This window comes from Micromonospora sp. C28ISP2-4 (assembly GCF_030519385.1).
Taxonomy (GTDB): Bacteria; Actinomycetota; Actinomycetes; order Mycobacteriales; family Micromonosporaceae; genus Micromonospora; species Micromonospora tulbaghiae.
In genome coordinates, this window is the sequence record NZ_JAUMKG010000001.1 from 315,693 (window position 1) to 338,700 (window position 23,008).

At 72.7% G+C, this 23,008-nt stretch carries 24 protein-coding genes; 3 read left to right on the plus strand and 21 right to left on the minus strand.

Going from position 1 to position 23,008, the window contains the following annotated elements; translation table 11 throughout:
- Nucleotides 1-69: 69 nt before the first annotated feature.
- From lepB (Q3W68_RS01445) to proS, 9 genes are all read right to left on the minus strand, one after another.
- Entirely contained in the window at nt 70-702 is a 633-nt protein-coding gene (gene lepB, locus Q3W68_RS01445; RefSeq protein ID WP_302903736.1) for a signal peptidase I, read from the minus strand.
- Nucleotides 699-1,580 carry a signal peptidase I gene (lepB, locus tag Q3W68_RS01450; protein WP_302903737.1) on the minus strand — a complete coding sequence of 294 codons (882 nt, stop codon included), beginning with the start codon at nt 1,578-1,580 and terminating at the stop codon, nt 699-701. Before lepB (Q3W68_RS01450) ends, lepB (Q3W68_RS01445) begins: the two co-directional genes overlap by 4 nt.
- A 168-nt stretch (nt 1,581-1,748) precedes the next feature.
- On the minus strand, nt 1,749-2,108 hold the full coding sequence (gene rplS / locus Q3W68_RS01455) for a 50S ribosomal protein L19 (protein WP_013284591.1): 360 nt from the start codon (nt 2,106-2,108) through the stop codon (nt 1,749-1,751).
- A gap of 143 nt (nt 2,109-2,251) precedes the next feature.
- The gene (gene trmD, locus Q3W68_RS01460; protein WP_302903738.1) at nt 2,252-3,040 is read right to left on the minus strand and encodes a tRNA (guanosine(37)-N1)-methyltransferase TrmD; all 789 of its coding nucleotides are present in this window, start codon (nt 3,038-3,040) and stop codon (nt 2,252-2,254) included.
- A 27-nt stretch (nt 3,041-3,067) separates the two neighbouring features.
- Nucleotides 3,068-3,607, minus strand: coding sequence for a ribosome maturation factor RimM (gene rimM, locus Q3W68_RS01465; RefSeq protein WP_302903739.1), 540 nt, complete (start codon nt 3,605-3,607; stop codon nt 3,068-3,070).
- Nucleotides 3,607-3,867 carry an RNA-binding protein gene (locus Q3W68_RS01470; protein ID WP_026268109.1) on the minus strand — a complete coding sequence of 87 codons (261 nt, stop codon included), beginning with the start codon at nt 3,865-3,867 and terminating at the stop codon, nt 3,607-3,609. Before Q3W68_RS01470 ends, rimM begins: the two co-directional genes overlap by 1 nt.
- Nucleotides 3,842-4,297 (minus strand): 30S ribosomal protein S16, encoded by a 456-nt coding sequence (rpsP, locus tag Q3W68_RS01475; RefSeq protein WP_269701490.1) that lies wholly within the window; start codon nt 4,295-4,297, stop codon nt 3,842-3,844. The genes Q3W68_RS01470 and rpsP overlap by 26 nt, the downstream gene beginning before the upstream one ends.
- A gap of 242 nt (nt 4,298-4,539) precedes the next feature.
- Entirely contained in the window at nt 4,540-5,187 is a 648-nt protein-coding gene (locus Q3W68_RS01480; RefSeq protein ID WP_302903740.1) for a DUF402 domain-containing protein, read from the minus strand.
- Between the two features lie 75 nt (nt 5,188-5,262).
- Nucleotides 5,263-6,669, minus strand: a complete 1,407-nt coding sequence (gene proS / locus Q3W68_RS01485; RefSeq protein ID WP_302903741.1) for a proline--tRNA ligase — start codon at nt 6,667-6,669, stop codon at nt 5,263-5,265.
- 71 nt (nt 6,670-6,740) lie between these two features.
- On the opposite strand from proS, the gene Q3W68_RS01490 reads away from it, so the two are divergent.
- Nucleotides 6,741-7,334, plus strand: a complete 594-nt coding sequence (locus tag Q3W68_RS01490) for a TetR/AcrR family transcriptional regulator (RefSeq protein WP_302903742.1) — start codon at nt 6,741-6,743, stop codon at nt 7,332-7,334.
- A 45-nt stretch (nt 7,335-7,379) separates the two neighbouring features.
- On the opposite strand, the gene Q3W68_RS01495 is transcribed toward Q3W68_RS01490, so the two are convergent.
- The 12 genes from Q3W68_RS01495 to ftsY all read right to left on the minus strand — a co-directional run bounded on the left by Q3W68_RS01495 (nt 7,380) and on the right by ftsY (nt 20,680).
- Nucleotides 7,380-8,459 carry an amidohydrolase family protein gene (locus Q3W68_RS01495; RefSeq protein ID WP_302903743.1) on the minus strand — a complete coding sequence of 360 codons (1,080 nt, stop codon included), beginning with the start codon at nt 8,457-8,459 and terminating at the stop codon, nt 7,380-7,382.
- 18 nt (nt 8,460-8,477) lie between these two features.
- Nucleotides 8,478-9,056, minus strand: coding sequence for a Uma2 family endonuclease (locus tag Q3W68_RS01500; RefSeq protein WP_269701498.1), 579 nt, complete (start codon nt 9,054-9,056; stop codon nt 8,478-8,480).
- A 66-nt stretch (nt 9,057-9,122) separates the two neighbouring features.
- Entirely contained in the window at nt 9,123-10,676 is a 1,554-nt protein-coding gene (gene ffh / locus Q3W68_RS01505; protein WP_302903744.1) for a signal recognition particle protein, read from the minus strand.
- Nucleotides 10,677-10,822: 146 nt separating this feature from the next.
- On the minus strand, nt 10,823-11,479 hold the full coding sequence (locus Q3W68_RS01510) for a response regulator transcription factor (RefSeq protein ID WP_302903745.1): 657 nt from the start codon (nt 11,477-11,479) through the stop codon (nt 10,823-10,825).
- Nucleotides 11,476-12,588, minus strand: coding sequence for a sensor histidine kinase (locus Q3W68_RS01515; protein WP_302903746.1), 1,113 nt, complete (start codon nt 12,586-12,588; stop codon nt 11,476-11,478). Before Q3W68_RS01515 ends, Q3W68_RS01510 begins: the two co-directional genes overlap by 4 nt.
- Before the next feature lie 20 nt (nt 12,589-12,608).
- Nucleotides 12,609-13,430: an ABC transporter permease gene (locus tag Q3W68_RS01520; RefSeq protein WP_302903747.1), complete on the minus strand. Its 822-nt coding sequence runs from the start codon at nt 13,428-13,430 to the stop codon at nt 12,609-12,611.
- Nucleotides 13,420-14,322: an ABC transporter ATP-binding protein gene (locus Q3W68_RS01525; RefSeq protein WP_302903748.1), complete on the minus strand. Its 903-nt coding sequence runs from the start codon at nt 14,320-14,322 to the stop codon at nt 13,420-13,422. The genes Q3W68_RS01520 and Q3W68_RS01525 overlap by 11 nt, the downstream gene beginning before the upstream one ends.
- Before the next feature lie 130 nt (nt 14,323-14,452).
- Complete coding sequence (locus tag Q3W68_RS01530) at nt 14,453-16,714, minus strand: [protein-PII] uridylyltransferase (RefSeq protein WP_302903749.1); 2,262 nt, start codon at nt 16,712-16,714, stop codon at nt 14,453-14,455.
- Between the two features lie 17 nt (nt 16,715-16,731).
- On the minus strand, nt 16,732-17,070 hold the full coding sequence (locus tag Q3W68_RS01535) for a P-II family nitrogen regulator (protein WP_013284578.1): 339 nt from the start codon (nt 17,068-17,070) through the stop codon (nt 16,732-16,734).
- Nucleotides 17,071-17,095: 25 nt separating this feature from the next.
- On the minus strand, nt 17,096-18,451 hold the full coding sequence (locus Q3W68_RS01540; RefSeq protein WP_302903750.1) for an ammonium transporter: 1,356 nt from the start codon (nt 18,449-18,451) through the stop codon (nt 17,096-17,098).
- A gap of 166 nt (nt 18,452-18,617) precedes the next feature.
- Nucleotides 18,618-19,481 carry an aminoglycoside phosphotransferase family protein gene (locus Q3W68_RS01545; RefSeq protein ID WP_269701506.1) on the minus strand — a complete coding sequence of 288 codons (864 nt, stop codon included), beginning with the start codon at nt 19,479-19,481 and terminating at the stop codon, nt 18,618-18,620.
- Nucleotides 19,482-19,489: 8 nt separating this feature from the next.
- Entirely contained in the window at nt 19,490-20,680 is a 1,191-nt protein-coding gene (gene ftsY / locus Q3W68_RS01550) for a signal recognition particle-docking protein FtsY (protein ID WP_120571183.1), read from the minus strand.
- A gap of 148 nt (nt 20,681-20,828) precedes the next feature.
- Here ftsY and Q3W68_RS01555 point away from each other — a divergent pair, with 148 nt between their 5' ends.
- Both Q3W68_RS01555 and Q3W68_RS01560 read left to right on the plus strand, forming a co-directional pair.
- Nucleotides 20,829-22,541 (plus strand): alkaline phosphatase D family protein, encoded by a 1,713-nt coding sequence (locus Q3W68_RS01555; protein ID WP_302903751.1) that lies wholly within the window; start codon nt 20,829-20,831, stop codon nt 22,539-22,541.
- Between the two features lie 13 nt (nt 22,542-22,554).
- Entirely contained in the window at nt 22,555-22,980 is a 426-nt protein-coding gene (locus Q3W68_RS01560; protein WP_302903752.1) for a MarR family winged helix-turn-helix transcriptional regulator, read from the plus strand.
- Nucleotides 22,981-23,008: the final 28 nt, after the last annotated feature.

Consider the following 23,008-nt stretch of genomic DNA (forward strand, 5'->3'; position numbering starts at 1 on the left):
TGCGACGAACGACCACGCCCACCCGCTGTCGAGCCGGGGCCGGCGTGCCGGAGCGTGGCGCGGGCCGGCTCAGGGATTGGGGATCCCGGCGAACTGCTCGGGAACACTGAGCCAGGTCGCGCGGCTGACCGGCCAGAAGATGGTGAAGGCCCGGCCGACGACCTCGCCCTCGGGGATGGTTGCCACGTTGATGTCCTCGCCCGACTGCTGCCAGTGCTCCAGCGAGTCGCCGGACGCCTCCCGGTGGTCACCCATGACCCACAGCCGCCCCTTCGGCACCGTGACGTCGAAGTCCTGGTCGGCGGGCTTGTTGCCGGGGAAGATGAACGGCTCGTCGATCGGCTTGCCGTTGATGACCAGCCGCTCCTGGCCGCCGGTGCGGTCGCAGCAGACCACGTGATCGCCCCCGACGCCGATCACCCGCTTGATGAAGTCCTCGCCGTCGGGGTTGCCGCTCCACTCGGTGGGCGCCTTGAAGACGATCACCTCACCCCGGTGCGGCGAGCGGAAGTCGTAGACAAGCTTGTTGACAAGCACCCGATCGTCGATCTTGAGGGTGTTCTCCATGGACGGCGACGGGATGAAGAAGGTCTGCAGCACGAAGGCACGCACCAGCACCGCGACCAGGATCGCCACGCCCAGGAGGATGGGCAGCTCCTTCCAGAAGGAGCTGCGGGGCTTCTCGGTCTGCTCGTCGATCACGGGTGGAGCCTACGTCGCCGGGTACGGCGCGGTCGCCCCGAACCCGCCAGAACGGTGAGCGTCGCCGCGACCGGGAGGATCAGGACGACGCCGCCGACCGGGTCGGGATCCACCGGCGCCGGCCCCGCGGGCGCGGCGTCCGCGCGGGGCACGCTGGTGAACGTCTCCGGTACGGGCAGAGAGGTCCACCGCTGCGACGGCCAGACGATCATGAAGGCGCGGCCGACCACGTTCTCGATCGGCACCGGCCCCTGACATCGGGCGTCCTGCGAGACCAGCCGGTGGTCACCCATCACGAAGATCTGCCCCGGCGGCACCACCACCTCGGTGAACTGCCGGGACCGGCACTCCTTCGGGTTGGGCGGCAGCTCGACCGGCGAGTCCTCGGAGACGTACTCCTGCTCGTCGAGCGGCACCCCGTTGACGACCACCCGGCCGTCGTCGCAGCACCAGATCTTGTCGCCCGGTACGCCGATGACGCGCTTGATGAAGTCCTTCTCGCCGGGGCGGCTCACGCCCACCAGGTCGCCGAGCGTACGGCCGACCCGTCCGGCGAAGTTGGCCGGCGGCGTGGGCGCCTCCTGGGCGACCCAGCGGTCGGTGCCCCGGAACACCACCACCTCGCCGCGGACCGGGTCGCGGACGTCGTAGACGACCTTGTTGACCAGCACCCGGTCGCCTACTAGCAGCGTGTTCTCCATCGACCCGGAGGGGATGAAGAACGCCTGGAGCAGGAACGTGCGGATCAGCACAGCGAGGCAGAACGCCACGATCAGCAGCAGCGGCAGCTCCTGCCAGAGCGGCATCTGGCGGCGGCCACGGCGGGCCCGCCGGCGCCAGGGATCGACGGCGCCGTCCTCGTCAACCATCTGCACCATGCCACTCTCCGGTCCGCGGAAACGACACTACCGCCCGGGAGTCCCCTCGGAGACCCCACGGGCGGTAGTGGACCGTTTCGCACCGTCCGGCTGCGCCCGTACCGACCAGGGTAGTGCGGTCTGGTCGATACGACATCCGCGCAGCTCGGGCGGCGTGGCGTACGGAAGTCAGTTCGCCGGCTGCTTCTCCCGCAGCTCCTTGATCTTGGCCTTCTTGCCGCGCAGCTCACGCAGGTAGTAGAGCTTGGCGCGACGCACGTCACCGCGGGTCACGACCTCGATCCGGTCGATGCCCGGGCCGTTGAGCGGGTAGGTCCGCTCCACGCCGACACCGAAGCTGACCTTGCGGACCGAGAAGGTCTCGCGCAGACCGTCACCCTGGCGGCGGATGACGACGCCCTGGAAGATCTGGACCCGGGACCGGTTGCCCTCGACGACCCGCGCGTGCACCTTGACGGTGTCACCGGCACGGAAGTCGGGCAGGTCGGTACGCTTCGACTGGGCGTCAAGGGCGTCCAGGATGTTCATCGCTGCGTCCTCGTGAGGCTCACGGCGCATCGTCAGTCGATGCGCGGATGGGTGATTCTGACCCCCGGGTGGTGACCGGCGGGGCCGGCCCCGGTCGAGGGTCCTCGCAACCGCCCACGGCGCGGACGGATGCGGCAACCCCTCTACTCTGCCACATGCCCCGGTGGCGAGGAAAATCCGCCCCGGTCCAGCGTCGCCCGGTCCCGCTTGTCGAGCGCCTCCGGTGCCAGCGCGCCGATCATGTCGGGGCGCCGGGCGGCGGTGCGCAGCAACGACTCGTCCCGCCGCCAGCGGTCGATCCGGGCGTGGTCGCCGGAGCGCAGCACCTCGGGCACGTCCAGCCCGCGCCAGCTCGCCGGCTTGGTGTAGAGCGGAGCCTCCAGCAGCCCGTGCGCGTGCGACTCCTCGTCCAGCGACCCGGCGTTGCCGAGCACACCGGGCAGCAGCCGGGTGACCGCCTCCAGGATCACCAGCACGGCCACCTCGCCGCCGAACAGCACGTAGTCACCCAGGGAGACCTCGGTCACCGGCATCCGGGTCGCGGCGTGGTCCAGCACCCGCTGGTCGATGCCCTCGTACCGGCCGCAGGCGAACAGCAGGTGCGACTCGGCGGCCAGCTCGTGCGCCAGGGCCTGGGTGAACGGGACGCCCGCGGGCGACGGCACGAGCAGCCGGGGCAGCGTGTGCCCGTCCGGGCTCAGCTCGCCGGGCGCCAGCGCGTCCAGCGCCTCACCCCACGGCTCCGGGCGCATGACCATGCCCGGACCGCCGCCGTAGGGCGTGTCGTCGACGGTGCGGTGCACGTCGTGGGTCCAGGTCCGCAGATCGTGTACGGCCAGCCGCAGCGTGCCGTTCGCCCGGGCCTTGCCGATGAGCGAGAGATCCAGCGGGGCGAAGTACTCGGGAAAGATCGACACGATGTCGACGCGCATGCGGCGGCTCCAGCCGGAGGTCGAGAGCTAGAGGTCGAGCAGGCCACCCGGCAGGTCGACGACGACGCGACCGCCGGCCAGATCCACCTCGGGCACGATCGCCTTGACGAACGGGACCAGCGCGGTACGCCCCTCGGGACGCCGCAGCACCAGCATGTCGGACGCGGGCGCGTGGTCGATGCGGGTGACCTCGCCCACGTGCTCACCGTCGCGGGTGACCACGGCGAGCCCGACCAGCTGGTGGTCGTGGAACTCCTCCGGGTCCTCCGGCGGGGCGACGTCGGCGCTGTCCACGCCCAGCAGCGTGTTGCGCAGCGCCTCGGCGACGTCGCGCTCCAGCACGCCCTCGAAGGCGACCAGCAGGCGGCCCTGATGCCAGCGGGCCGACTCGACGGTGAGTGTCGGCGGCACCCGCCAGGCGCCGGGCTCCGACGGGGTGACCCCCGGCTCGGTGGTCAACACCGAACCGGGGGCGAACCGTGCTTCGGGCTCGTCGGTACGCACTTCCACGGTGACCTCACCGCGGATGCCGTGCGGCTTACCGATCCGGCCGACGACGAGAAGCATCAGTACGAGTCGACGATGTCGACGCGTACCCCACGCCCGCCGATGGAGCCGATCACCTGGCGCAGCGCCTTGGCGGTCCGGCCGGACCGCCCGATCACCGTGCCGAGGTCCTCGGGGTGCACGCGGACTTCGAGGCGCTTGCCCCGACGGGAGTCGACCATGCGCACCCGGACGTCGTCCGGGTGGTCGACGATGCCCTTGACCAGGTGCTCCAGAGCGGGACGCAGCGGCATGTCAGGCCTGCTCGCCGGACTCGGCACCGGTCTGCTCCTCGGCCTTGGCCTCGGCCTTCGGCTCCTCCGCCTTGGCGGCGGCCTTCTTCGCCGGCTTGGCCGGGGTGTCCGCCACGCCGGCGGCGGCCTTCGCCTCGGCCTCGTACGCCGCCTTGCGGTCGGCCCGCTCGGGGGCGACCTTCAGCGGCGGCGGGGCGGGGAGGCCCTTGAACTTCTGCCAGTCACCGGTCAGCTCCAGCAGGCGCTGCACGGCCTCGCTCGGCTGGGCGCCGACCGAGAGCCAGTACTGGACCCGCTCCGACTTGACCTCGATCACCGAAGGGTCTTCCTTCGGCTGGTACACACCGACGAACTCGATCGCGCGACCGTCACGCTTGGTGCGCGAGTCGGCGACGACGATGCGGTACTGCGGGTTGCGGATCTTGCCCATCCGCAGGAGCCGGATCTTTACGGCCACAGTTGTTTCGCTCCTGTTGCGATCTCACCGGCCCGTACGGGCGGTGTGGCGGGTGAGCGCCGACCGGCACAGTGGGGTTTGGGCCGGAGACTGCTCGGTGAACTGGCGACGCGCCCGGGTTAGAGGGCGCCGGACGCGCGCCGGATACCAGCGAACCATTCTGCCAGATCCGGCCCGGAACTCTCACACCGGACCCGGACACCACGCCCGGGGCGGGTCGGGCCGTGACGGAGGACACCGGTTCAGCGCACCGGCGGGCGGTCCCAACCCGGCGGAAGTTCGTCCGGTACGTCCCATTCCGCTGGCGGCGTGAAGTCGCACCAGGTTCCGTCGAACGGAAACTCGCCCGCCTCGGCGATCCGGATCACCCGCTCGCCCTCGGCGCGTACCGCCTTCTCGTCGGTCACCCAGTAGTGCTCCGGGAACGCCAGCCGCTCGGCGAACTCGTCCTCGTCCTTCCACTCCCAGCTCAGGTCCGGGTACACCACCACGTCGAGGTCCTGGTCGACCATGTCGACCCCGGCCACCGCGCCGTCGTCCCAGCGGACGCCGGGCTCCTCCAGGTTCACGTACCAGTTCTGGAAGCGGCCCGCCGCGTCGCGGAACCACCAGACCGAGTGGGCCGCGTCGGTGGGCAGGAACTTCAGCACCGGCGGACCGTTCCACCGGCCCTGCGCGAGCCGGTAGGACGACGTCACCCACTCGGCGAACGGCACGGCCCGCATGCCCAGGCCGGCCTCTGTCACCTCGTGCGCGACTGGTGCTGTCCGCGCCACCCAGAGCAGCAGGCCGCGCTCGTCGTCGGAAACCACCCGGGCCGACCGGACCCAGCCGATCCGGCCGTGCCGCACGTTCCGGTGCATGATCAGCCGCCCCGGCTCGAACCGCATGCCCACCCCCGCCGTCGTGTTAACAAGGGCCCCCGCCTATGCAGAATGCGTTAAGAGGGGGCCCTTCCTTACACCTCAGTAGGCGCGGGCGAGGATCGCCACCAGGTCGGGCTCGTCCTCCGAGTCCGGCACCGAGCCGTCGACGCGCACCAGGCAGCGGACCGTCACGCCCTGACCGTTCGCCTCGGCCTCGCCCTCGACGCCGACCGCCGACCACGGCACCCGCGCCCAGCCGGTGGCGGACGCCTCGATCGCCTCGGCCAGCGTCGACACCTCGACGGTGCGGGACCGGCGGAACTCCAGCGCCTGGTCGTGCAGCGCCCGCTGGTCGGCCTCCAGCGCGGCCAGGACCGCGCCGACCACGTCGGCGACGGGCGTCGGGGCCTTCGAGCCGTCCGTACGCCGGACCACAACGGCGTTGCCGGCGGCGAGGTCACGCGGGCCGACCTCGACGCGTACGGGGTAGCCGCGCAGCTCGGCGTCGACGGCGCGGCGGCCGAACGCGGTGTCGGTCCGGTCGTCCAGCGCCACCCGCACCCCGGCGTCGCGCAGCGCGTCGCTGAGCTTGCGCGCCGCTTCCCCGACGCCGTCGCCGTCCTTGACGATCATCACGTACGCCTGGACCGGCGCCAGCTTCGGCGGCACCCGCAGCCCGTTGTCGTCGCCGTGGCACATGATCAGGCCACCGAGCATCCGGGTGGACGTGCCCCAGGAGGTGGTCCACGCGTGCTCCCGGCCGCCCTCGGCCGAGGAGTAGCTGATGTCGAACGCCTTGGCGAAGTTCTGGCCCAGCTCGTGGCTCGTGCCCAGCTGGAGCGCCTTGCCGTCGCCCATCATGCCCTCGCACGTGTACGTGGCGGTGGCGCCGGCGAAGCGCTCCCGGGCGGTCTTCAGGCCGACCACCACCGGGATGCCGAGCACGTTGACCATCAGGTCCTCGTACGCCTCGTGCAGGATCCGCCGGGCGTAGGCGCGGGCGTCGGAGCGGGTGGCGTGCGCGGTGTGCCCCTCCTGCCAGAGGAACTCGCTGGTGCGCAGGAAGATCCGCGGGCGCAGCTCCCACCGGACCACGTTGGCCCACTGGTTGAGCAGCAGCGGCAGGTCGCGGTACGAGTCGATCCACTTGGCCATGAACTCGCCGATGACCGTCTCGCTCGTGGGGCGCACCACCACCGGCTCGGCGAGCTGCTTGCCGCCACCGTGCGTGACCACCGCCAGCTCCGGCGAGAAGCCCTCGACGTGCTCGGCCTCGCGCTTGAGGTAGCTCTCCGGGATGAACAGCGGGAAGTACGCGTTCTCCGCGCCGGCCGCCTTGATCCGGGCGTCCATCTCGGCCTGCATCCGCTCCCAGATGGCGTAGCCGGCCGGTCGGATCACCATGGTCCCCCGGACCGGGCCGTTGTCGGCCAGCTTCGCCTTGGCGATCAGGTCCTGGTACCAGCGGGGAAAGTCCTCCGCACGGGGAGTGAGCACGCGTGCCATGACCGCACATCCTATGCGTCCCGCGACGGGCCGGCGCAGCCGGGCGTGCCCGCCCGTAGACTTCGATCACCATGCCTAAGCCGAGGAATGTCACACCGGTGCGCGAGTCGATCGTCGACGCCGCCCGTTCGCTGACCGTCACGACCGGCTGGGCCGGGGTCCGGATGGGCGCCGTCGCGAGCGCGGCCGGGGTGAGCCGGCAGACCGTCTACAACGAGTTCGGCACCAAGGCGGGCCTGGGCGATGCGCTGGCCCGGCACGAGGTGGACCGGTTCGTCGGTCAGGTCCGCTCCGCGCTCGACGAGCACGACTCCGACGTACGCGCGGCCGCGTACGCGGCGATCCACCGCACGCTCGCCTCGGCTGCCGAGAACCCACTGGTCCGGGCGGTGCTGACCAGCACCCGGGGCGGCTCGGAGGAGCTGCTGCCGTATCTGACCACCCGGTCCGAGCTGGTGCTCGCCGAGGCCGCGGCGGCGCTGCTGGAGTGGACCGGGCACCGCCTGCCGGACGCCGACCCGGCGGCGCTGGCGTTCGCGGCGGACAGCGTCGTACGCCTGGTGGTGAGCCACATCGTGCTGCCCGGCGGCCCGGTCGACGAGACCGCCGACCGGCTGGCCGACCTGGCGGTGCGCCTGTTCCTGATGGCGGCGACGACCCGCTAGGGCCGCCGACGACGAGCGCGGCCGGTCAGCGGACGACCCGGCCCGTCAGCGGACGACCCGACCGCGCAGCACGATCCGGCTGGGCGCCCGGACCACGCGCAGGTCGCGGCGCGGGTCCTCGGGGTAGACCACCAGGTCGGCGAGGCCGCCCTCGACCAGCCCGGGGAAGCCGAGCCACTCGCGAGCCCGCCAGGAGGCGGCCGCCAGTACGTCCGGGGCGGACATGCCGGCCTGCTCGTGCAGCAGCAGCATCTCCTCGGCCGCCAGGCCGTGGTCGATGCCGCCGCCCGCGTCGGTGCCGACGTAGATGGGCACGCCCGCCTCGTGCGCGGCGCGCACCACCTCGGGGAAGCGGTCGCGCAGGGCGAGCATGTGGTCGGCGTACCCGGGGAACTTGGGCCGGGCCTGCTCCGCGATGTGGCCGAAGGTCTTGATGTTGATCATCGTGGGGACCAGCGCGGTGCCCTGCCGGGCCATCAGGTCGATCAGGTCGAGACTCAGCCCGGTGCCGTGCTCCACCGAGTCCACCCCGGCCCGCACCATGATCTCCACGGCCGACTCGGAGAACGTGTGCACCGCCGCGCGTGCCCCGGCGGCGTGCGCGGCGGCGACCGCGGCGGTCATGGTGTCGGCGTCCCAGGCCGGCGCCAGGTCGCCCACCCCCCTGTCGATCCAGTCGCCGACCAGCTTGACCCAGCCGTTGCCGGCCGCGGCCTGCGCGGCCACCGTCGCGGCCACCTCCGCCGCGCCGACCTCCACGCCGATGTCGCGCAGGTAGCGCTTGGGGGGCGCGACGTGCCGGCCCGCGCGGGCCAGTCGCGGCAGGTCCGGCTCGTCCTCCAGTTCGGGGTACGGGTACGGCGAGCCGGCGTCGCGGATCGCCAGCACGCCCGCGTCCCGGTCGATCCGGGCCAGGTCCCGGGCCTGGTCGAGCGAGGTGATCGGGCTGCCGCCGCGGGCGATGCCGATGTGGCAGTGCGCGTCGGTCAGGCCGGGCAGCACGAAGCCGCCGTCGGCCACCGTCTCGGCACCGGGCACCGGTTCGAATGTCACCCGGTCGCCGACCAGCCAGACGTCCCGGACCTCGTCGTCGGGAAGGAACACACCGCGCACGTGCAGAGCCATGTGCACAGTCCTACCCGATCAGCCCTCCTCGCCGGCGAGCAGGTCGTTGCGGCGCGCGGTCAGGGCCGGCAGGTCGATCGAGACCTTCCAGGGCCGCTCGGTGACGAACACATCGTCTGTCTGACCGACCTGCTTGTACTCGAGATTGGCGCCGAGCGCGTACTCGGTCAGCGTGATCTTCTCCTTGATGGGGTCGAGCACCCAGTAGGAGCGGACGCCCGCGTACGCGTAGACCCTGGCCTTGTCGTACATGTCGCGGAAGGTGGAGGTCGGCGAGATGACCTCCACGGCGAGCACCGCGTCCTCGACCGGCAACGGGCTCCGGTTGGCGTTGCCCCGCACGACCGCGACGACGTCCGGCCGGGGCTCGTTCCGGTGGTCGACCCGCATCGACAGGTCGATCCCGACCTGGTACTCCTTCGGGCAGTTGACGCGAAGCGCGAGCAGCAACTCGACGCACATGTCCTGGTGCAGCAGAGTGGGCGACGGCACGATCAACCTTCCGTTGATCAGTTCGTACGGAAGGTCCTTGGGCAGCTCGCCCAGGTCGTCGACCGTCCACTCGTGCCGCTCCGGCAGGATCGGGGCGGCGGTCATTGACATCTCCTTCCAGGGGGCGACATCACCTAAGAGACAGCGATGTCGCCCACCGTCACCGACACGCTAGCGCGGGCCCTTGTCCCCGCCCTTGCCCAGCTTGTTGAAGTCGATCTTCGGGAGCTTGAAGCCCGGCGGCAGGCCCTGCCCACCGGCCAGGTCGCCCGGGTCCAGGCCCGGCGGGAGCTGCGGCATGCCGCCCGGGAAGCCGCCCGGCATCCCGGCGCCGGTACGCGGCCGCCCGCCGCCCTTGGTGCCCTTGCGCTTGTTCTTCGGCGACTTGGTCGCCTTGCGCCGTCCACCGCCGGGCAGGCCCATCATGCCGCCCATCTGCTTCATCATCTTCTGCGCGTCGGCGAAGCGGTTGAGCAGCTGGTTGACGTCCATGACAGTGACGCCGGAGCCGTTCGCGATCCGGGCCCGGCGGGAGCCGTTGATGATCTTCGGGTTGGTGCGCTCGGCCGGGGTCATCGACCGGATGATCGCTGTGACCCGGTCGAAGTGCTTGTCGTCCAGCTCGGCGAGCTGGTCCTTCATCTGCCCCATGCCCGGCATCATGGCCAGCACGTTGGCGATCGGACCCATCCGCCGGACCGCGATGAGCTGATCGAGGAAGTCCTCCAGCGTGAAGGTCTCCCCGCCCATCAGCTTGGCGGTCATCTTCTCCTTCTGATCGGTGTCGAAGGCCGCCTCGGCCTGCTCGATCAGAGTGAGGACGTCGCCCATGCCGAGGATCCGGCTGGCCATCCGGTCCGGGTGGAAGACGTCGAAGTCCTCCAGCTTCTCGCCGGTGGAGGCGAACAGGATCGGCTGGCCGGTGACCTCGCGGACGGAGAGCGCGGCACCACCGCGGGCGTCGCCGTCGAGCTTGGACAGGACCACGCCGGTGATGCCCACGCCGTCGCGGAACGCCTCGGCGGTACGCACGGCGTCCTGGCCGACCATCGCGTCGATGACGAAGATGACCTCGTCGGGCTGGACCGCGTCGCGGATGTTCGCGGCCTGCTGCATCATCTCGGTGTCGATACCGAGCCGGCCGGCGGTGTCGACGATGACGATGTCGCGGGCGGCGCGGCGGGCGTGCTCGATCGAGTCGCGGGCCACCTGGACCGGATCGCCGACGCCGTTGCCGGGCGCCGGGGCGTACACCTCGACGCCGGCCCGGCCGCCGAGCACCTGGAGCTGCCCGACGGCGTTGGGACGCTGGAGGTCGGCGGCGACGAGCAGCGGCTGGTGGCCCTGGCTCTTGAGCCAGCGGGCCAGCTTGCCGGCGAGCGTCGTCTTGCCGGAGCCCTGGAGGCCGGCCAGCATGATCACAGTCGGCGGGTTCTTGGCGAACTGGAGCCGCCGCCCCTCGCCGCCGAGGACGTTGATCAGCTCCTCGTTGACGATCTTGACGATCTGCTGCGCCGGGTTGAGCGCCTGGGAGACCTCGGCGCCGCGCGCCCGCTCCTTGACGTTCGCGATGAAGCCCTTGACCACCGGCAGGGCGACGTCGGCCTCCAGCAACGCCATCCGGATCTCGCGCGCGGTGGCGTCGATGTCGGCGTCGGTGAGCCGGCCCTTGCCGCGGAGCTTGGTGAAGATCCCGGACAGGCGGTCACTCAAGGTGTCAAACACGCGAACATCCCGTTTGTCGTTTTCGGCGGGCACATGCTGCCGGGCCGGTGGTCCAGCCCACCGTTAGGGTAGCCCGCCGCCCGCACCCCCCGCTCCGGCCCGGCCGCCCACGCGCCCGCTCCCTTCCGAGGACCGGCCGGCCGGGGTCAGGACACGACCAGGCCCGACTGGTACGCGAACACCACCAGCTGGGCCCGGTCCCGGGCGCCGAGCTTGACCATGGCCCGGCTCACGTGGGTACGCGCCGTCGCCGGGCTGACCATCAGCCGCCCGGCGATCTCGGCGTTGCTCAGGCCCTCGCCCACCAGCGCCACCACCTCGCGTTCCCGGTCGGTGAGCGACCCCAGCCGGGGATGCGGGCGCGGCACCCGGGCCGGCCGGGTGGCGAACTCCCGGACCACCCGGCGGGTCACCGACGGGGACAGCAGCGCTTCCCCCTCGGCGACCAGGCGGATCGCCCGCAGCAGATCCGCCGGGCGGGTGTCCTTGGTGAGGAAGCCGCTGGCGCCGTGCCGGAGCGCGTCGAAGACGTACTCGTCCAGCTCGAACGTGGTCAGCACCACCACCCGGGTACCGGCCAGCGCCGGGTCGCCGACGATCCGGCGGGTGGCCTCGATGCCGTCGACGCCGGGCATCCGCACGTCCATCAGCACCACGTCGGGGCGTTCCCGGCGGGCCGTCTCCACGGCGGCCAGCCCGTCGGCGGCCTCACCGACCACCGACAGGTCGTCCTCGCTGTCCACCAGGGCGCGCAGGCCGATCCGGACCAGGTCCTGGTCGTCGGCGAGCAGTACGCGGATCATGCGGCCTCCCGCAGCGGCAGCGTGGCGTGCACCCGGAAGCCACCGGGCGCGGCCGGCCCGGCGCTGAACGTACCGCCGAGCGCGGTGACCCGCTCGCGCATCCCGGCGAGACCGGACCCGCCGGACGGCTCCGGCACGGCGTCCCCGCCCCGGCCGGTGTCCGTCACCTCCACCGTCACCTCGCCCGGGGCGTACCCGACGCGAACCGCGGCGGAGGCCGGGCCCGCGTGCCGCAGGACGTTCGTCAGTGCCTCCTGCACCACCCGGTACGCGGCCAGGTCCACCGCCACCGGCAGGGCGAGCGGCGCGCCGGTCACCTCGACGGTGACCGGGACCCCGGCGCCGGCCAGCCGCTCGCGCAACTGCGGCAGCTGGTCCAGCCCCGGGGCCGGCGCGCGTTCGTCGGCGGCCTCCTCGCGCCGGACCACGGTGAGCGTCACCCGCAGCTCGTCCAGCGCCTCCTTGCTGGTCCGGCTGATCGCGGTGAGCGCCGCCTCCGCCTGCTCGGGCCTACGGTCCAGCAGGTGCAGGGCGATCTCGGCCTGCAGGTGGATCGCGGCGAGCCCGTGGCCCACCACGTCGTGCACCTCGCGGGCCACCCGCAGCCGCTCCACGTCGGCCAGCCGGCGGGCCTCGTCGGTCCGGTTCCGGGCGGCGGCCTCCCGGCTGAGCCGCGCGGTGACCCCGGCGGCGAACGGCACCACCACCCACGCGGCCACCGGCATCAGCCCGACCAGGCCGGGCGAGCGCGCGCCGAACAGGACGTAGGCCAGCAGCGCCGCCAGCGCGCCCGCGCCGGCCACCGCCGCGTCGCGCACCGGCCGGTACGCGGCCACCGTGTAGACCGCGACGAAGAACGAGAGCAGGATCGGGCCGTACGGGTAGCCCAGCATCAGGTACGCCGTGGTCGCCGCCGTGACCACGGCGAGCGTGACCAGCGGCCGGCGCCGGCGCACGGCGACCGCGAGCGCGGCGACCACCACCAGCGGGTAGGCGCCGGGTTCCGCGTCCACCCCCTGGTTCACGCCGGCCGGCGCGGTGCCGACCAGCCCGATCGCCAGCAGGGCCAGTGCGAGCAGGGCGTCCGGCCACCGCCGTTCCCGGTCCATGTCCCCTCCCCCGTCCCGGCTCAGCCGATGTCCCGCCGCCGCAGCAGCGCCGCACCGGCCGACGCGAAGACCACCAGGTACACGGCCACCACCAGGGCCGCCCGTCCGCCGGAGACGACGGCGGCGACACCGGGCGTGTCCCCGGGCGCGCCGAGCGCGGCGGCCAGCGACCCGGCGTTCGGGCCGGGCAGCCCTTCCTGTGCGGTCGCCACCCAGTCGACGAGCGGGGCGGCGATGGCGGCGAGCAGGTTCTGCACGGCGAGCATCCACACCAGGCCCAACCCGACCGGCAGCGCCACCGCGCGCAGCGCTACCGCCATCACGGCACCGAGCATGGCCCACATCGTGGCGATGAGCCACCCCGCGCCGACGCCGGTGAGCAGGTCGCCGGCCGACGGCCAGCGCACCGGCTGCGCCTCGGCGGACGCGACGAGCACCGACGCCACCGCACCGACCGCGAACACGGCCAGCACCACTGCGAGCGCGGCGACCGCGAGCACGAGCAGCTTGCCCACGTACACCTGGAGCCGGGTGGGTCCCTGGGTGAGCACCGTCTTCCAGGTCCCCCAGGCGTACTCGCCGCCGACCGTGAGCACACCGAGGATCAGCAGGATCGCGCCGAGGAACACCGGCAGGCCGCCCAGCGAGTTGCCGACCAGGTGGTCGGGGAGCATGGCGGGCAGGGCCCGGTCCGTGTTCGGGCCGTCCGTGCCGCCGGCGACCCCGGCGTACGGGAAGACGTAGGTGAAGATCAACGACAGCGCCAGCGTGATGCCCAGCAGCAGCCAGGCGGCCGGACGCCGGACCAGCTTGACCAGTTCGGCGGAGAAGCTACGCGACATCGGCCGTACCCCTCTCCACCAGCTCGAAGAAGACCTGTTCCAGATCCCGGTCCCGGTGCCGCAGCTCGCGCACCGCCAGCCCGGCGCCGACCAGTTCGGCGTTCAGCCAGGCCGCCCGGTCCGGCTCCACCGACAGGTCCAGCCCGCCGTCGACGACGCGGACCCGGTCGACGCCGACCAGCTCCCGGGCCCGGCTCACCGCCTCGTCAAGCGGGTCGGCGAGCACCCGCAGACCGGCCGAACCGCACAGCTCGGCGACGCTGCCCTCGGCCACCATCCGGCCTCCGGCGATCACGCCGATCCGGTCGCAGATCTGCTCGACCTCGCCGAGCAGGTGACTGGAGAACAGCACAGTGCAGCCGGCCGCGCCGAGCCGCCGGATCAGCGTCCGCATGTCGGCCATGCCGGCCGGGTCGAGGCCGTTCGTCGGCTCGTCCAGGATCAGCAGGCGCGGGTCCTTCAGCAGCGCGGCGGCCACCCCGAGCCGCTGCTTCATGCCCAACGAGTAGCCGGTGTACCGGTCACCCGCGCGATCGGTCAGGTCGACCAGGTCGAGGACCGTCCCGATCCGGTCCGCGCCGACCCCCGCGTAGCGGGCCAGCACGCGCAGGTTGTCCCGGCCCGACAGGTACGGGTAGAAGGCCGGCCCTTCGATCAGCGCGCCGACGCCGGTGAGCCGCCCCGCGCCGGGCGTGCGGCCGAGCAGCCGCACCGTCCCCGCGCTGGGCCGGACCAGGCCGAGCAGCATGCGCAGCGTCGTGGTCTTGCCGGCGCCGTTGGGGCCGAGGAAGCCGTACACCTCGCCGGCCCGGACGGTCAGGTCGAGATCGCGTACGGCGGTCAGGCCGCCGTACCGTTTGCTGAGCCCTTGGGTCTGCACTGGCAGGTTCATGCCGTCGAGCGTCGCGCCGACGACCGCGCGGCGCGTCGGCCCGGCGGCGGCTCCCGGCGTACGTCAGCGGACGTAGCTGCGTTAACAAGGGGCCCCTGCTCTACCGGAGGCGTTAAGAGGGGGCCCTTCCTTACACGGCGGCGAGCACGGCGGCCTCGATCCGGGCCCGTTCCTCGTCCGAGGGCCAGCCGCCGACCAGGTAGAAGGCGTCCACCACGTCACCGCCCAGCGTCGAGATCCGGGCCGCCCGCACCTGGGCGCCCGCGTCGTCCAGCGCGCAGGTGACCCGGTACAGCAGTCCGGCCGCGTCCGCCGCCCGCAGCTCCAGCAGGACCGCGTCGGTGGCCGCCTCCCGGTGCCAGACCACCCGCGGCGCCGCGCCCTGGCTGCGCGCGGCGAGCGCCCGGCCGCGCAGCCGCTGGATGACCGAGACGTCGCCGCCGACCGCGCGGCGCAGGTCGGCGCTGAGCGCGATCGGTTCCGGGGCCAACCCGTAGCGCGGCTGCACCCGGCACTGCACCAGGGCCCGGCCGTCGACTGTGGCGGCGTCCGCGGAGATCACCTCCAGGCGGTGCAGGGCCAGGCAGCCGGCGACGGTGGCGAGCAGCCCGCGCCGGTCGGCTGCGGCCACCGACACCCGGTCCTCCCCCAGGTGTACGACAGGCAGCGGCCCGGCCACGAGCGCCGGGTCGGGGGCCGGCGGGGCGGGCACCACGCCGGTGTCCAGGGTGGTGCGCACCCGGCTCACCAGTTCGGCGATCAGCCGGCCCTTCCAGCCGGACCAGGCGGCCGGGCCGGTGGCGGCGGCGTCGGCGCGGACCAGCGCGTGCAGCAGTTCCAGCGTGCCTGTGTCACCGACCCGCTCGGCCACCCCGGCGACGGTCTTCGGGTCGGACAGGTCACGCCGGGTCGCCACGTCGGGCAGCAGCAGGTGCAGCCGGACCAGCGTGCCGATGAGCGCCGCCTCGTCCGGCGGCAGCCCGACCCGGGTGGCGACCGCCTCGGCCAGCGGCGCGCCCACCGTCGAGTGGTCGCCGTCCAGTCCCTTGCCGATGTCGTGCAGGAACGCGCCGAGCAGCAGCAGGTCGGGCCGTTCCACGTCGCGGGTGTGCCGGCTCGCCTCGTACGCGGTCTGCACCAGGTGCCGGTCGAGCGTGAACCGGTGCACCGGGTTGTGCTGGGGCAGGCTGCGCATCCGGGTCCACTCGGGCAGCCAGCGATCGATCAGGCCGTACCTGTCGCAGGTCTCCCAGGCGGGCACCAGGCCGGGGCCGGCGCCGAGCAGGGTGATCAGCGCGTCGCGGGCCGCCGGTGGCCAGGGCGCGGGCAGCGGCGGGCAGTACGCGGCCAGCCACTCGCAGGTGGCCCGCGCGATCGGCAGCCGGGTGGTGGCGGCAGCGGCGGCCACGCGCAGCGACAGGCTCGGGTCGGGGCGGGCCCCGATGGCGGTACGGGCGAGCACCAGTTCGCCGTCCTGCTCCACCACGTCCCGGGCGACCGGCCGGCGTAGCGGACGGCCGGGCGCGGCGCGGTGCCGGCCGGAGCGGAGCCGGTCGGCGGCCCGCCAGGCGTCGTCGAGGGCGTGGCTCACCGTGCGGGCGTCGCCGGCGACCAGCCGCAGCAGCGCGTCGCCGTCCTCGGCGCCGACCAGGCGTGCCACGCCGTCGCGTTCCTGGGCGACCAGGCGGTCGACCCGGCGGCCCACCTGCTGGTGCAGCGCGTCGCGGGTGTCCAGCAGCCGCCGGTGTGCCGCGTACACGGCGGGGCGGAGCGCGTCGGTGACCCCGGCGGTGGCGATGGCACGCAGGATGCCCACGTCGCGCAGCCCGCCGGCTGCCTCCTTGAGGTCGCCTTCGAGCAGGAACGCCAGTTCGCCGTGGGCCTCCCAGCGGGCGGCGGTGATCTCGCGCAGGCCGGGGAGCTGGCGGATCGCGGTCCGCCGCCAGTGGTCGGTGGCGGTACGGGCGAGCTGGTCGGTGAGCGCCGGGTCGCCCGCCACGTGCCGGGCGTCGAGCAGGCCGAGCGCGACCTTGACGTCGTCGTGTGCCACCGACAGTGCCTCGGCGACGGTGCGTACCGAGTGGTCCAGCCGCAGCCCGGCGTCCCAGATCGGGTACCACAGGGACGCGGCCAGCTCGTCGATGCCGGGTACCCCGGCGTGCAGCAGCACCAGGTCGAGGTCGCCGTAGGGGGCGCACTGGCGGCGGCCCAGCCCGCCCACCGCGACGAGCGCGACGCCGTCCCGGTCCGGGAAGGCCCGGCACAGCCAGGCGTCGAGCGCGTCGGCCCGCGCGGACCGGGCGGCCGCGCCGATGCCCCCGGGTACGCCGACGACCTCGTTGACCACCGCCTGGCCCTCGGAGGGGCCGGTGGCAGTGGTCAACGAGGTCATGTCGGCGGATCCGGCGATCAGAGGGCGTCGAGCCCGCGCTCGCCGGTACGCACCCGGACGACCTCCTCGACGCCGGTCACCCAGACCTTGCCGTCGCCGATCTTGCCGGTCCGGGCGGCGCCGACGATCGCGTCCACGATCTTGTCGACGTCCATCTCGTCGGTGAGCACCTCGACCCGGATCTTGGGCAGGAACTCGACCGTGTACTCGGCACCCCGGTAGACCTCGGTGTGCCCCTTCTGCCGGCCGTAGCCCTGGACCTCGCTGACGGTCAGCCCGGCCACGCCGAGCGCGTGCAGGGCCTCCTTCACCGCGTCCAGCTGGTACGGCTTGATGACCGCGGTCACCAGCTTCATGTCCAACCCCTCCATCCCAGGAACGTTAACCGGCGACCTTCTCGCTGACCGGCGCGGACTCGTCGGTCTCGACGGCGGGCTCCGCGGCCGGCTTGCCGGCGCCGATCCCGGCCATCGCGAACGCGCCACCGCTGCTGCCCGTGGTGGGCGACAGGTCGTAGCCGCTCTCCGCGTGCTCGGCGATGTCGATGCCGTCGACCTCGGCCTCGGCGGAGACCCGCAGGCCGATCGTCTTGTCGATCACGAAGCCCAGGGCGAAGGCGACCACGAAGGAGTAGACGCTGACGATCAGCGCGCTGATCGCCTGCTTGCCGAGCAGCGTGGCGTCGCCGCCGACGAACAGGCCGTCGGTCTCCACCAGCGAGCTGACCGAGGCGGTGCCGAACAGGCCGATCCAGAGGCAGCCGATCCAGCCGCCGACGAAGTGCACGCCCACCACGTCGAGGGAGTCGTCGTAGCCGAGCCGGTACTTCAGGCCGACCGCGAGGGCGCAGACCGCACCGGCCACCACGCCCAGCAGCACCGCTGCGGCCGGGGTGATGAACGCACAGGCCGGGGTGATCGCGACCAGACCGGCGATGGCACCGGACGAGGCGCCGACCAGGGTCGGCTTGCCGTCACGCAGCCACTCCACCACGATCCAGCCGAGCAGCGCGGCGGCGGTGGCGACCTGGGTGTTGATGAACGCCAGCGCGGTGACCCCGTCGGCGGTCAGCTCGGAGCCGGCGTTGAAGCCGAACCAGCCGAACCACAGCAGCGCGGCGCCGAGGGCGACCATCGGGACGTTGTGCGGCTTCATGCTCTCGCGCGGCCAGCCGACCCGCTTGCCGAGCACCAGCACCAGCGCGAGCGCCGCGGCACCGGCGTTGATGTGCACAGCGGTTCCACCGGCGAAGTCCAGCGCGCCGATGTCGCCGCCGATCAGCCCGCCGCCCCAGACCATGTGGGCGACCGGGAAGTAGACCAGCGTGGCCCAGCCGAACGCGAACAGCAGCCAGCCGGCGAACTTCACCCGGTCGGACAGCGCGCCGCTGATCAGTGCCACGGTGATGACCGCGAACATCATCTGGAAGGCGATGAAGACGTAGATCGGGATGCCGGTCTCGCCCCACAGGTCGTTCTCGCCGACGAAGGTCTTGGTGCCCAGGTACTGGCCGAGGTCACCCCAGAACTTGCCGCCCTCGCCGAAGGCGACAGTGAAGCCGTAGAAAAGCCACAGGATGCTGACGAGCCCGATGGACGAGAAGCTCATCATCATCATGTTCAGAACGCCCTTGGACCGGTTCAGCCCGCCGTAGAACAGCGCGAGACCGGGGGTCATGAGCAGCACGAGGGCAGTCGAGACAAGCAACCAGGCAGTGTTCCCGGTGTCGATCTCCACGCTGCCTCCTCTCGTTGTCGTATTCCTCCCTCCGACTGAGACCTGGCAGCATCGCCCGTCAGCCGGTTGCGCGGAAGCTTTGTCGCCGGCTGTTTCCTTCAGCGACACCGCGCGATTTCCGACGCGTGACGGGTTGTTTCCGGCGTGTGAAGAACGCCGATCTTGGTCAGCGGAGCGCCGCCTCCAGCTGGTGCCGCTCGTAGTCGAGCAGCCGCAGGTCACGCATAGGGCGACGCAGGTGGCCCTTGTGGACGATCCGGACGAACGCCGGCTCACCGGCGGCGGCCATCCGCCGGATGCCCTCGACGTGGTCGACGATGCGCTTGCGGATGGTCCGGATGAGCCGGTGCCGGTCGCGCGGGATCAGCCCGTACGCGTCGGCGAACAGCCGCAGCCGGCGCGGCCGGTCGGGGTGCTTCCAGCCGAGCGTGATCGAGTCACGGTCGGAGAAGATCGGCACCCAGGTCCAGGCGGCGTACGCCACGTCGTAGATGCGGGCGCCGGGGGAGGCGAGGTCGAAGTCGATCAGCCCGAGCGTGCCGTCCGGCCGCCAGATCACGTTGTGCGGCGCGGCGTCGTGGTGGCAGATGACCTCGGTGTCCGGCGGGGGCGGCCCGAACGAGCGCCACACCGCGCCGGGCGGCGGGGTGAAGCCGTACTGCGCGTCGTGGAACATCCGCAGCATGGTGGCCACCGTCACCAGGGCCTCGTCGGTGACCCAGTGCGGGGCCAGCGGGTACTCCCCGCACTCCCCCTCCAGGTACGACAGGACCTCCCGGTTGCGCTCGTCCATGCCGAGCGCCCGGGGCGCGCCGGTGAAGCCGACGTACTCCAGGTGGCGCAGCAGCGCGTGCACGGAGGGCGTCCACGGGCCGGCGTTGCGCCGGACCGTGTCTCCCACACGGACCACTGTGCTGACGTTCCCGCCGTGCAGCGGGATCTCCTGCGAAGTCACGTACGGTCTCCCGAGGCGTGGCGACGGGTGGCTGGGGTCGCGCCACCCCGCGTAGGCGCGATCGTCAGTCGTCACGGGAGAGGCTACGCGTCCCGGGCGAGCGGCTCGGTGCCGAGCAACGCGTCGACGAACTGTGCCGGGTCGAACGGGGCCAGGTCGTCCTTGCCCTCGCCGAGGCCGACGAGCTTGACCGGGATGCCGAGCTTGCGCTGGACGGCGATCACGATGCCGCCCTTGGCCGTCCCGTCGAGCTTGGTCAGCACCACGCCGGTGACGTTCACCGCCTCGGTGAAGACCCGCGCCTGCTCCAGCCCGTTCTGGCCGGTGGTGGCGTCCAGGATCAGCAGCGTCTCGTCGATCGGGCCGTGCTTCTCCACCACCCGCTTGACCTTGCCCAGCTCGTCCATCAGGCCGACCTTGTTCTGCAGCCGGCCGGCGGTGTCGATGAGCACGGTGTCCACGCCGGTGTCGATGCCGCGCTTGACCGCGTCGAACGCGACGCTCGCCGGGTCGGCGGCCTCGGGCCCGCGGACTGTCTCGGCACCCACCCGGCCGCCCCATGTCTCCAGCTGGTCGGCGGCGGCGGCCCGGAACGTGTCGGCCGCGCCGAGCAGCACGCTGCGGCCGTCCGCGACGAGCACCCGGGCGATCTTGCCGCAGGTGGTGGTCTTGCCGGCGCCGTTGACGCCGACCACGAGCACCACCGCCGGGACGCCCTCCTTGGGCGCGGTACGCAGCGCGCGGTCCAGGCCCGGGTCGAGCGCGTTGACCAGCTCGGCGGCGAGCAGCGCCCGCAGCTCGTCCCCGGTACGGGTGCCGAGCACCCGGGTCCGCTCGCGCAGCCGGTCGACGATCTCCCGGGTGGCGTCGATGCCGACGTCGGCGGTGATCAGGCTGTCCTCGATCTCCTCCCAGGTGTCCTCGTCCAGCCGGTCGCGACTGAGCAGGCCGAGCAGGCCCTTGCCGAAGACGTTCTGCGAGCGGGACAGCCGCGAGCGCAGCCGGACCAGCCGGCCGGCGGTGGGCTCGGGGACCTCGACCTGCGGCACCTCGACCGGAGGGGCCGGTGGCGCCTCGACCACCACGCCGGTGGTGAGTTCCGCCTCCGGGGCCTCGACCGGCGGGCCGGCCAGGTCCTCCTCCGTCCGGGTGTCGACCTCCGTGCGCGGCAGCGGCGGCTGCGGGCGCCGGCGCAGCCGGGGCACCACGAGGCTCAGGCCGCCGATGATCAGCACGCCGAGCAGGGCGAGAGCGACGAGGAGGTATTCCGTCATGCCCGAAATCCTGTCAGATGGCGGCGACGGCGTCCCACTCACCGCCTCGGCACGCGAACAACCTGCGGGTACGCTCGCACCGGAAGGCGTACCGCAACCGCCGGCCGGGTAGGGAACAACCGAAACGATCTTGTCGGAGGTGTACGTCGTGCCCGGTTCCCGCCTGCTCATCGGCCCGTTGCTGCGCCGGGTCGTCGACACGCGGGCGACCGTCTGGGTGGAGACCAGTTCGCCCGCCGTGGTCACCGTCCGCACGGCCGACGGCGCCACCGGCAGCGCGCCCACCTTCTCGGCGTACGACCACCACTACGCGATCGTCGTGGTGACCGGGCTCACGCCGGACAGCGCCACGACCTACGAGGTGCTGATCGACGACGAGGTGGCGTGGCCGCTGCCCGACTCGTCGTTCCCGCCCAGCGTGATCCGGACCCGCGCGCTCGACGACGCCGACCAGCCGGTGCGGCTGCTGTTCGGCTCCTGCCGGGAGACCACCCAGCACTCCACCGCGCGGAAGCTGCCGCCGGACGCGCTCGACGCGTACGCCCGGCGGGTGATGGCCGCGCCCGATGAGGCCGCACTGCCCGACCTGCTGGTGCTGCTCGGCGACCAGGTGTACGCGGACGAGACCTCGCCGACGGTGCGGCGGCTGCTCAAGCGGCGCCGGCGGCGGCCGAAGGCCGCCCCGGCGACGCAGGTGGTCAGCTTCGACGAGTACACGAAGCTCTACCTGGAGTCGTGGCGCGACCCGGAGATCCGCTGGCTGCTCTCCACGGTGCCGAGCGTGATGATCTTCGACGACCACGAGGTGATCGACGACTGGAACACCTCGCAGTCGTGGCGCGCGGACATGCGCGAGCAGCCGTGGTGGGCCGAGCGGATCCGCAGCGGCCTCGCCTCCTACTGGGTCTACCAGCACCTGGGCAACCTGAGCCCGGACGAGATCGCCGCCGACCCGGTGTACGCGAAGGTGATGGCCGCCGAGGACGCCACCGGTGTGCTGCACGAGTTCGGTGAGCGGGTCGACAAGGAGGCCGACCTGGCGCACGACACCGAGCGCTGGCGGGCCGTGCAGTACCAGTGGAGCTACGCGCTGGACCTGGGCCGGACCCGCCTGGTCATGCTGGACAACCGCTCCAGCCGGGTGCTCCTGCCGGGCAACCGGGCGATGCTGCCGCCGGGCGAGTGGTCGTGGTTCCTCGACCAGGCCCACGGCACCTACGACCATCTGGTGGTGGGCAGCTCGCTGCCGTGGCTGCTGCCGCCGGGCATCCACCACGTCGAGTCGTGGAACGAGCGCCTGGCCGACTCCGGCCGCCCCTGGGTGGCGCGGCTGGCCGAGCAGATGCGCCGGGCCTGGGACCTGGAGCACTGGGCGGCGTTCCGGCGCTCGTTCGAGGCGCTGGGCGAGCTGTTCGCACGGCTGGGCAGCGGTACCGCGCCACGAACCGGGGCGCGGGTGGGCGCCGGGCCGGCGTACGCGCGGCCGGCGTCGATCAGCGTGCTCTCCGGTGACGTGCACCACTCGTACGTGGCCCGGGCGCGGTTCGCCGACCGCGACGTCCGTACGCCCGTGCACCAGCTCACCTGTTCGCCGATCCACAACCAGGTGCCGGCCGCCATGCGCCCGCTGATGACGCTCGGCTGGAATCCCGGCCCGGCCGGGGCGGCCCGGGCGCTGGCACGTTCGGCCGGGGTACGGCGCCCGCCGGTGCGGTGGCGGAAGCTGGCCGGACCCTACTTCGGCAACGCGGTGGCCACGCTCACCCACCAGGGCCGCCGGGCCGCCGTGGTGATCGAGGGCACGACCAGTGAGGGCGAGCTGCGGCCGGTGGCGCGACAGCAACTCAGCGACGAGGACTGAGTACCCTCTGAGCGTGGACGAGACGCTGCGCGCAGTGGAGCACGAGTTGACCGCGTTGCTGCGCCGCGGCCGGGCGCTGTCCTGGGAGATCGCCCGCGAGGTCCACCCCAACCTGGAGCCCAACGCGTACGGCCTGCTGCTCTGGCTGCGCCGCTCGGGCTCGATCCGGCTCACCGACCTGGCCGCAAAGCTGGGCATCGGCAAGGGCACGCTCAGCCGCCAGATCGGCGGGCTGGAGGCGCTGGGCCTGGTCCGCCGCGACCCGGACCCGACGGACCGGCGGGCGGCCCAGCTCAGCCTTACCGAGGAGGGCACCCGGCGCTTCGACGCGGCCCGGGCGGCACGACTCGGACAAATACGACGCTCGCTGGAGAACTGGCCGCAAGAGGACGTGGCGGACCTCGCCCGGCTGATGCACAGGTTCAACGAGTCGTTCTGACCCGGTAGTGCGGGGAACAATCCCGGCC